This is a genomic window from Pseudomonas sp. GW821-FHT02A11 (assembly GCF_059421985.1).
Map to the genome: position 1 here is coordinate 406,695 of NZ_JBWKWB010000005.1, position 9,181 is coordinate 415,875.

General features: G+C 59.4%; 8 protein-coding genes. 5 read left to right on the forward strand and 3 right to left on the reverse strand.

Going from position 1 to position 9,181, the window contains the following annotated elements; all coding sequences use genetic code 11:
- Positions 1–17: 17 nt before the first annotated feature.
- Positions 18–803, reverse strand: coding sequence for an EAL domain-containing protein (locus tag AC07V9_RS11240; protein WP_495015775.1), 786 nt, complete (start codon positions 801–803; stop codon positions 18–20).
- Between the two features lie 351 nt (positions 804–1,154).
- Here AC07V9_RS11240 and AC07V9_RS11245 point away from each other — a divergent pair, with 351 nt between their 5' ends.
- On the forward strand, positions 1,155–3,260 hold the full coding sequence (locus AC07V9_RS11245; protein WP_495015776.1) for a TonB-dependent siderophore receptor: 2,106 nt from the start codon (positions 1,155–1,157) through the stop codon (positions 3,258–3,260).
- An 81-nt stretch (positions 3,261–3,341) separates the two neighbouring features.
- Here AC07V9_RS11245 and AC07V9_RS11250 read toward each other — a convergent pair whose 3' ends face one another.
- Positions 3,342–3,968 carry a TetR/AcrR family transcriptional regulator gene (locus AC07V9_RS11250; protein ID WP_495015777.1) on the reverse strand — a complete coding sequence of 209 codons (627 nt, stop codon included), beginning with the start codon at positions 3,966–3,968 and terminating at the stop codon, positions 3,342–3,344.
- 93 nt (positions 3,969–4,061) lie between these two features.
- Here AC07V9_RS11250 and AC07V9_RS11255 point away from each other — a divergent pair, with 93 nt between their 5' ends.
- The gene (locus AC07V9_RS11255) at positions 4,062–4,727 is read left to right on the forward strand and encodes an O-methyltransferase (RefSeq protein WP_495015778.1); all 666 of its coding nucleotides are present in this window, start codon (positions 4,062–4,064) and stop codon (positions 4,725–4,727) included.
- A 248-nt stretch (positions 4,728–4,975) separates the two neighbouring features.
- Complete coding sequence (gene nadA / locus AC07V9_RS11260; RefSeq protein ID WP_495015779.1) at positions 4,976–6,034, forward strand: quinolinate synthase NadA; 1,059 nt, start codon at positions 4,976–4,978, stop codon at positions 6,032–6,034.
- A gap of 86 nt (positions 6,035–6,120) precedes the next feature.
- Here the strand turns inward: nadA and AC07V9_RS11265 are convergent, their stop codons facing one another.
- Entirely contained in the window at positions 6,121–7,554 is a 1,434-nt protein-coding gene (locus tag AC07V9_RS11265; RefSeq protein WP_495015780.1) for a M48 family metalloprotease, read from the reverse strand.
- Between the two features lie 150 nt (positions 7,555–7,704).
- Between AC07V9_RS11265 and AC07V9_RS11270 the strand changes: the two genes are divergently transcribed.
- Positions 7,705–7,956: a sulfurtransferase TusA family protein gene (locus AC07V9_RS11270; RefSeq protein ID WP_495015781.1), complete on the forward strand. Its 252-nt coding sequence runs from the start codon at positions 7,705–7,707 to the stop codon at positions 7,954–7,956.
- 48 nt (positions 7,957–8,004) lie between these two features.
- Positions 8,005–9,075 carry an AI-2E family transporter gene (locus AC07V9_RS11275; RefSeq protein WP_495015782.1) on the forward strand — a complete coding sequence of 357 codons (1,071 nt, stop codon included), beginning with the start codon at positions 8,005–8,007 and terminating at the stop codon, positions 9,073–9,075.
- The last annotated feature ends 106 nt before the right edge of the window (positions 9,076–9,181 follow it).

The following is a 9,181-nucleotide window of genomic DNA, read 5'->3' on the forward strand; positions in this document are numbered from 1 at the left end:
AAATTTCCGCGAGGCGTTCAGATCAACGCCGCAGGCATTGACTGCAGTTTGCCCACGGCGGGTCTGGCAAAGAGATAGCCCTGCATCAGATCGATGCCCAACCCCAGCAGCGTGTCGCGTTCTTCAAGCGTCTCGATGCCTTCCGCCACGACGGTGATTCCGAGCCGCTCGGACACCAGCACGATGCCTTCAACAATGGCGCGCCGTACCCCATCCCGGTCGATACCCCGTGTAAGCGCCATGTCGATCTTGAGAACGTTCGGTTGAAACATCGCCAGGAAATTCAGCCCTGAATAACCTGATCCGAAGTCGTCGATGGCGGTCGTGAAACCTTGGCGCTCGTATTCCTGAAAAATGGATTTCAGGTGATCAGGATCGTCGACGCGCTCACCTTCGGTCACCTCGAACATCAGGCGTTCAACCGGGAAGTTAAACACGCGGGCAGCTTCCAATGTGGCACGAATGCAGGTTTCAGCCCTGTACACCGCGTTGGGAAGGAAGTTGATGCTCAGCTTGCAGTCGGGGAGAGCGGGCAGCCCTAAATCCGCTGCCAGTTCAATGGCCCGCACCCTGCACGCCTGGTCGAAGCGGTATCGGTTTTGGTCGTTCACCAACCCCAGGATGCTGGCAGCGGATTCACCATTGAGACCACGAACGAGGGCTTCGTAGGCATATGGCAAGCCTGTCCTGACATTAAAGATTGGCTGAAACGCCATGGTGAAACTGAACCCCAAATCATCGAGGTTGCGGCATTCAGCGCATCCAAGCGATTTGAAGGGTGTTGAGAGTGTTTGTTCTGCCATAGGGTTTTCCGGATACAACGGCTAGTCAGGATGCGCTTGCAAGGGATATTCAGAACTTCACTGTACATCGAAAACCGGCTTTATGAAGGCTTGGCAGGCTTAAACGCACGCTTTGGCAGAGGAGGCGTGTGAGGGCTGCCCAGACGCGTGCTGTGGCCTTTGAGGATTAAGGTCACTGGAGCACGCTCAACCCTGGATTGAATGTGTTCAGTTTGTGTCAAGTTTGTTGTGGTTTTTGATGTGAAAAAAATGTGCGCAAATGTGAAAAAAATGTCGAAGTGCTGGATCTTTATGCGTTAGATTCTCATTCATATTCCAAACCTCCCTTGCTTCGACTTGTAGGAACATTCCTTGAAACACCACCTCTCCGCCGGTTTTCTTCTGATTGGCGCATGCAGCGCCGTGTCCATCGCCCAAGCCGCTGACGACCTGACCTTGCCGGTCACTCAAATCCAGAGCAGCACTGAAAGCGTTGATGGCGTCAGTCAGGGCTATGAAGGAAAGGCTTCCTCGACGACGACCAAACTGGGGCTGACGGACAAGCAGACGCCACAGGCGGTGACGACCATCACGCGCCAGGAACTGGACGACTTCAAGATCAATGGCATCAAAGAGGCCTTGCGCACCGCCCCTTCGGTGACGGTTGAGCAGACCGAGACCGACCGCACAGAGTTCACCTCACGGGGCTTTGACATCAATACCTTTGAGTACGACGGCATGGGCATGCCGTTCGTTGGCACTCTCCTGGTGGGCGAGCAGGATCTGGCCGAATACGAGCAGATCGACGTGCTGCACGGTGCCAACGGCTTGATGAGCGGCGCGGGTAACCCGTCTGCGACGGTCAATTTCGTGCGCAAGCGTCCGACCGAGACGTTTCAGGCGCAGATCGACACCAGCGTGGGCTCCTGGGATAACCGTCGGGTCGATGTCGATGTATCCGGGCCGCTGACGGACACCGGCAACGTGCGCGGTCGCTTCATCTATTCCCACGACAAAGGCAACTCGTGGATGGATCGCTACAGCCACGAGCGCAACGTTGCTGCCGGGCTGCTGGCGTTCGACGTGACCGACGCCGACACCGTGACAGTGGGCTTTTCCCAGCACAACAGCGACTCCAACGGCAGCACCTGGGGCAACCTGCCGTTGGTCGACAGTGACGGCAACGCCATTCATTACAGCGGTCGCAGCAACAGCATCGGCCAGCCGTGGACGTATTGGAACCTGCACACCCAACGCACTTTTATCGAACTCAAGCACGATTTTGGTAATGACTGGAATGCCACCCTGACCGCGACTGGCGTGCAGGAAAAGCAGAACACCAACATGCTGTATGTCGGCTCCGTCACTGGCGATGACGCCCTGGCTTATGCCAACCACACCCGCAGCGAGGCTCATCAGCTACTCGGTGAAGCCAAGGTGCAGGGGCCATTCAGCCTGTTCGGTCGCGAGCATCAACTGACCTTCGGTGCCGCTTACGGGCGCACTCATCAGAAAGGCCACGAGTATGACGAAAACGAAGAAGACGGCAGCGCCTTCGATACCTCGTTCTCGGGCATTCTGGCGGGCAATACGCCCATGCCGTCGTTCGGCTTCACCAGTGATGGCCTGTCGCAGAATTTCCAGGACACCCAGAAAAGCGTATTCGCAGGGGCTCGTTTCAGCCTTGCCGATGACCTGCACTGGATCGCCGGCGCGCGCATGCTCAGTGCCGACGGCAAGGGGGAGAACTACGGTGCCCGGTACTACACTCGCGCTCACGGCAAGGTCACGCCTTACACCGGCCTGGTCTACGACCTGAACGATCAATGGAGCGTGTACGGTAGCTGGACAAAGATTTACACCCCGCAATACAACATCGGCACCGACGGTTCGCTGCTTGACCCGCTGGAAGGCACGAGCAAGGAAATCGGCATCAAAGGCAGCGTGATGGACGAGCGTCTGCACCTGACCGCCGCGCTGTTCAAGACCGAACAGCGCAACGTGGCAGTGGATGCCGGTTTTAATGGTGTTCAGGAGGTCTACACGCCAGAAGATTTCAAGAGCCACGGCGTCGAGCTGCAAGCCTCCGGCGAAGTGGGCGGCCTCGATCTGCTCGCCGGCTACACCTACGTGCGCATCGACGATGACGACGGCGAAAAAGCACGCAAATACGTGCCGACCCACAGCGTGCGTGGCATGGCGACCTATCGCTTGCCAAGCCTGCCTCAGATGAAGGTCGGCGCCCGTGTCAGCTGGCAAACGGCGGTCGAGAACGACACCAACAGTGCCATTCACCAGAACGCATATGGCCTGGTCGATCTGATGACCAGCTACGACATCGACAGCAACTGGAGCACGTCGCTGAACCTGAACAACGTCACCGACCGCAAGTACCTGCTGTCGCTGTACAACAATGCGCAAACCGCGAGCTATGGCGCACCGCGTAACCTGACGGCTTCGGTGACCTGGAAGTATTGATCCCGCGTCGCGTGTTCGCGGCGAGCTGATTGAAGCCGCCGCGAACGTTCACGCTACCTTCGCAAGCCCCTCACTCCGGCCTCAGCCCAGTCGCTGCAGGTACGCACAAAACATGTCCGCCATGGCGCTCGCATACGCGTCGATCTCGGCCTGTGTGCGCGGCGTTTGTGAGAACTCCTTGCCCACAGTGCTCATCGTGGTCTTGATCAAGTCAGCGGCCAGACGTCTTGTGTCCTGGGTCGCATCAGGCAGTACCTCCTGCATGAACCGAACGATCCCCTGTTCTCCTTCCTCCTTGACCTGACGCGCTTCAGGGGCGTGTCGGTAGAGCGGGGCTGCGTCATCGAGGGCAATGCGCATGTCGGCTTCTTCGCATTCGGAATGGATGAAGGCGTGCACCAGATTGCGCAGCCGCTGCAGGGGCGCGACGGTGGTGTCCTCGAGCAGGCGGGTCAGCAGTTCGGTGGTCTGTTTCCATTCATCGCTTTGCAAGCGGAACAGGATCGCGGCCTTGTTGGGGAAATACTGGTAGAGCGAGCCGATGCTCACACCGGCCTTTTCGGCGACGCGAGCAGTGGTGAAGCGGGCGGCGCCTTCCTTGGCCAAAACCTGAACAGCGGCTTGCAGAATGACGGAAACCGACTCTTCAGAACGTGCCTGTTTGGGCTTCTTGCGCAGGGAAATCGCGGGGTTGCGGGAATCGGTCATAGCGGCTCGGGAATGCGATTATCGAACGTGAGTAATTCGTCGCATTCTATTCCGGCATTGAGCTTTACGCACCTTTCAATTCGGAGAATACACATGAATACCCTGACCACACGCCCTGTCGCTCCTTTGCTGGAGCGCTTGTTCACCCAGGCCCAGGAGCAGTTGCCGAGGACCAGCCCGCAATGGGCTGACTTCTCTCAGGAAGACATCGCTCGCCTGATGCGCAGCAAGACTGACTATCTGGACTTCTACGGTCGCCTGAAGGATTTCCCGCTGGCCGTTTCTCGCGAGACCGGCGCGTTGCTCTACATGCTGGCGCGCAGTTGCAAGGCGCGCACGGTGGTGGAATTCGGCACATCGTTTGGCATCTCGACGCTGCACTTGGCAGCGGCCTTGCGCGACAACGGCGGTGGCCTGCTGATCACCAGCGAGTTCGAGTCGTCGAAGATCGCGCAGGCACGGGACAACCTCAAGGCCGGCGGTTTGCTGGACCTGGTGGAAATCCGTGAAGGCGACGCGCTGAAGACGCTGGGCAAGGATCTGCCGGAGTCTATCGACCTGGTATTGCTCGATGGCGCCAAGGCGCTGTATCCGGAGATTTTGAGTCTGGTAGAGAGCCGTCTGCGGCCAGGCGCCTTGATCATCGCGGACAACGCCGATTACGCACCCGATTACCTGGCGCGGGTGCGTTCGGTCGAGCAGGGGTATCTGTCGATCCCGTTTGCCGAGGATGTCGAGTTGTCGATGCGTCTGGGCTGAGGCGCTGTCGTCGGTAAGTGAACGCTCAACAGGTAACGTGATACATTCGCCGCCGCTTCGGACCGCCTGCTGTCAGCGCCTTGAAACGCGGCAGCCAGCGCGCGGCGAATGCATTATCGATGCATGCACATTGATGCGTGCACTGGGCTGGAAACTTCATGACCGTGAGGGTTTCCTGCCTTATTTGTTGCCTGTTGTTCAGGTGTAAACTCGACGTTCGCGCTTACGCGCATTCAGGTCCTGCGAACATGACACAGATTTCCGAACGCCTTCTGGTGCAGGCGCATCTAGACGCCAAGCAGTCCAAAGCTCTCACGCCGGAAGAAGAAGCCAAATATCGCCGCCTGATCGCCGACGAGCTCAAGGCGCAGGACGCGGTCCTGGTGGCTCACTATTACTGCGATCCGGTGATTCAGGCGTTGGCGGAAGAAACCGGCGGCTGTGTCTCGGACTCGCTGGAAATGGCCCGCTTCGGCAAGAACCACTCTGCCAGGACCGTGCTGGTGGCTGGCGTGCGTTTCATGGGCGAGACCGCGAAGATACTGACCCCTGAAAAACGCATTCTGATGCCGACCCTGGAAGCGACTTGCTCGCTGGATCTGGGTTGCGGCGTTGATGAGTTCACCAGCTTTTGCGACAAGCATCCCGAGCGCACCGTTGTGGTCTACGCCAACACGTCGGCTGCGGTCAAAGCCCGCGCTGACTGGGTGGTGACCTCAAGTTGCGCGCTGGAAATCGTCGAGAGCCTGATGGACAACGGTGAAAAGATCATCTGGGGGCCGGACAAGCACCTGGGCCGCTACATCCAGCGCGAAACCGGCGCCGACATGCTGCTGTGGGACGGTGCCTGCATCGTTCACGAGGAGTTCAAGTCGCGTCAACTGGAAGACATGAAGGCGCTGTACCCGGATGCGGCGATTCTGGTGCACCCCGAGTCGCCCGAGTCGGTGATCGATCTGGCCGACGCGGTGGGTTCCACCAGTCAGCTGATCAAAGCCGCCCAGACCCTGCCAAACAAGACCTTCATCGTCGCGACTGATCGCGGCATTTTCTACAAGATGCAGCAGCTGTGCCCGGACAAGGTCTTCATCGAAGCCCCCACCGCCGGTAACGGCGCGGCCTGCCGCAGTTGCGCGCACTGCCCATGGATGGCCATGAACACCCTGGCGCGCACGCTGCAGTGCTTGCGTGAAGGCACCAATGAAATCTTCGTTGATCCGGCGATCATCCCTCAAGCCGTAAGGCCGTTGCAGCGCATGCTGGATTTCACCCAGGCTGCGCGGTTGAAGCTTTCCGGCAACGCCTGACAGCAGCCACAAGCTTCAAGCTGCAAGAGGGAGCGCGGCGATCCTGCTTTTTCTTGCGGCTTGAGGCTTAAAGCTTGGAGCTGCTACTAATTCATCATTTCCTTCACTGCTCGTTCCTGAGCGATGATTTCCTGCTGCCGCGCATCGATCCGCGAGGCCAGCTGGAAGTTGTTATTAGCTCGGCGCTTGGCGAATTCCAGCTGTTGAACAGCCTGCTTGAAGTCACCCATCAGCGCGAAATATTCGGCGCGTGCCTGATGAGAGCCAATGGTGTTCCCCGAAAGGCCACGGGTGTCAGCCACCTGGTTCCAGATATCCGGATCGTCCGGACGGCTCTTGAGCAGCGTCTCCAAAGCCTTCAGCGCTTCTGGCGCCTTGGACTGCTTGAGCAATATGTCGACCTTGGCCTGATTCAGCGGATAGTCATCGGGAAACTTGTCCAGCATTCGGTCTACCCGCTGCTGGGCATCGGGGAAACGGTTGTTGGTGATGTCCAGATTGATCATGGCCAGGTTGTAGGTGATGTTGTCCGGCGCTTTGTCGATCAGTGGCTTGAGGCTGTCTCTGGCCTCGTTCAACTGGCCGCCCTTGGTCTGCGCCAAAGCCAGGCCGTAACGGGCCGCGTCGTTTTTCGGGTTTTCAGCCAGCTGTGCGCGGAAGCGCTTGGCCGCCATGCCTGGGGTTTCTTCGTAGATCAGCACCACGCGCGAGCGCATCAGCTGGTAGGCGAGGCTGTCTTCCTTGCCGCCCGGCTTGGCCTGTTCGGCACGGTTGCGGGTGTCGGCGATGCGGGATTCGGTCACCGGGTGACTCATCAGGAATTCAGGCGGCTTGGCGTCGTAACGATACTGACGGGCCAGACGCTCAAACATGGTCGGCATGTTGCGCGGGTCGTAACCGGCCTTTTCCAGATTGAGAATGCCGATGCGGTCGGCCTCGGCCTCGTTCTGCCGGGAGAAGCGCGCCTGTTCCTGGATCGCCGCTGCCTGAGTACCGGCAATCGCTGCGATCCCGGCGTCACCTGCGCCCGCTGCGGCCATCACGATACCGGCGAGCATCGCCGCCATGACCGGCACCTGCATGCGCTGCTGGGCCTGCACGCCGCGGGCGAAGTGGCGTTGCGACAAGTGAGCGAGTTCGTGCGCCAGAACCGCTGCGTACTCACCCTCGGTCTCGGCGTGCAGGAACAGGCCGCCGTTGACGCCGATGATCCCGCCGGGGGCGGCGAAGGCGTTGATTTCAGGGGTGTTGATCAGGATGAATTCCAGCCGGCGGTCCTGCACCTGACTGGTTTCGGCCAGGCGATAGACCGAGGTCTCGACGAAATCCTTGAGCTGCGGGTCCGACAGTTGCGCCACCTGCGCGCGCAAGAGGCCCAGCCAGGCGCGGCCCAGGTCGTGTTCCTGCTGGGGCGAAACGATGGAGGAACTGGCGTCGCCAAGGGACGGCAGGTCGTCTGCGAAAGCCGGGGCAGCCATCAGGCATGCGAGCGTCAGCAGTGCGGGGCGCAGAACATTCATGCACGAAACTCTGAGGCAGAAAGTCGTTACTGTAGCTGGCTCAATGGCTTGCTGACCAGAGTGAGGTATTCTGCGCAGCTTGTAGGAATGGTCTTCTTCATCTTATTTGCACATTCTGTGTAATCGGATGTGTCTGCCTGGAGAGAAATGATGTCTGACGCTGTACAGCGCCCCGCAACCTGCGACGCCGAGCTGGATGCCAGCGGCCTGAACTGCCCGCTGCCTTTGCTCAAGGCCAAGATGGAACTCAATCGACTGGCCAGCGGCTCGGTGCTCAAGGTGACGGCCACCGATGCGGGCTCGCAACGGGATTTCCGCACCTTCGCCAAGCTGGCGGGCCATGTGCTGTTGCACGAAGAAGCCGCCGATGGCGTTTACCGCTATTGGTTGCGCAAGGCCTGATCGTAACGGGCAGTTGGCGTTTTACCCCATCGTTTCAAAGGATCATCGATGTTCAAAGTGCTTCGCAACTGGATGCAGCGCTACTTCTCGGACGAAGAGGCCGTGGTGCTGGCGGTGCTGCTGTTTCTGGCGTTCACGGTTGTCCTGACCCTGGGCGGCATGCTGGCACCGGTGCTGGCCGGGCTGGTGCTGGCCTTTCTGATGCAGGGGATGGTGGTTCAGCTTGAGCGTCTGCGCGTGCCGGAAGGGGGAGCGGTCGGCGTGGTGTTCGCGTTGTTCATGGGCGCACTGGCGGTGTTTCTGCTGGTGTTGGTGCCGCTGCTATGGCATCAGCTCATCACCTTGTTCAACGAGCTGCCCGGCATGCTCGCCAAGTGGCAGTCGCTGCTGTTGCTGCTGCCGGAACGCTATCCGCATCTGGTCTCCGACGAGCAGGTCCTGCAGGCCATCGAAGCGGCTAGGGGCGAGATTGGCAAGTTCGGCCAGTGGGCGCTGACCCTCTCGCTGTCGAGCCTGCCGCTGCTGGTCAACATGATGATCTACCTGGTGTTGGTGCCCATTCTGGTGTTCTTCTTCCTCAAGGACCGTCGGATGATTGGTCGCTGGTTCCGTGGCTATCTGCCTCGTGAACGTACGCTGATTACCCGGGTCGCCGAGGAAATGAACCGACAGATTGCCAATTACATTCGCGGAAAAGTCATCGAAATCTTCATCTGCGGGGCAGTGACCTACATTGCCTTTGTCACGATGGGCCTCAATTACTCGGCGCTGCTGGCGATGCTGGTAGGGATTTCCGTCGTCGTGCCTTATGTAGGCGCGGTCGTGGTGACGGTGCCGGTGGCGTTCATTGCGCTGTTTCAGTGGGGCTGGAGCGATCAGTTCATTTACCTGATGGCGGTCTACGGCATCATTCAGACGCTCGATGGCAACGTGCTGGTGCCGCTGCTGTTTTCGCAAACCGTGAGCCTGCACCCGGTCGCGATTATCTGCGCGGTGCTGCTGTTTGGCGGGCTGTGGGGATTCTGGGGGATCTTCTTCGCGATTCCGCTGGCGACCTTGTTCAAGGCCGTGCTGGATGCCTGGCCCAGGAATGAGCCGACGGTTGCGCCGTTGTTGTGAGGCCTCGGGGTTAGCCCTGTAGGAGCGCGCTTGCCCGCGAATGCGCTGTGTCAGCGACAAATTTATTGCACAGACACCGCATTCGCGGGCAAGCGCGCTCCTACAG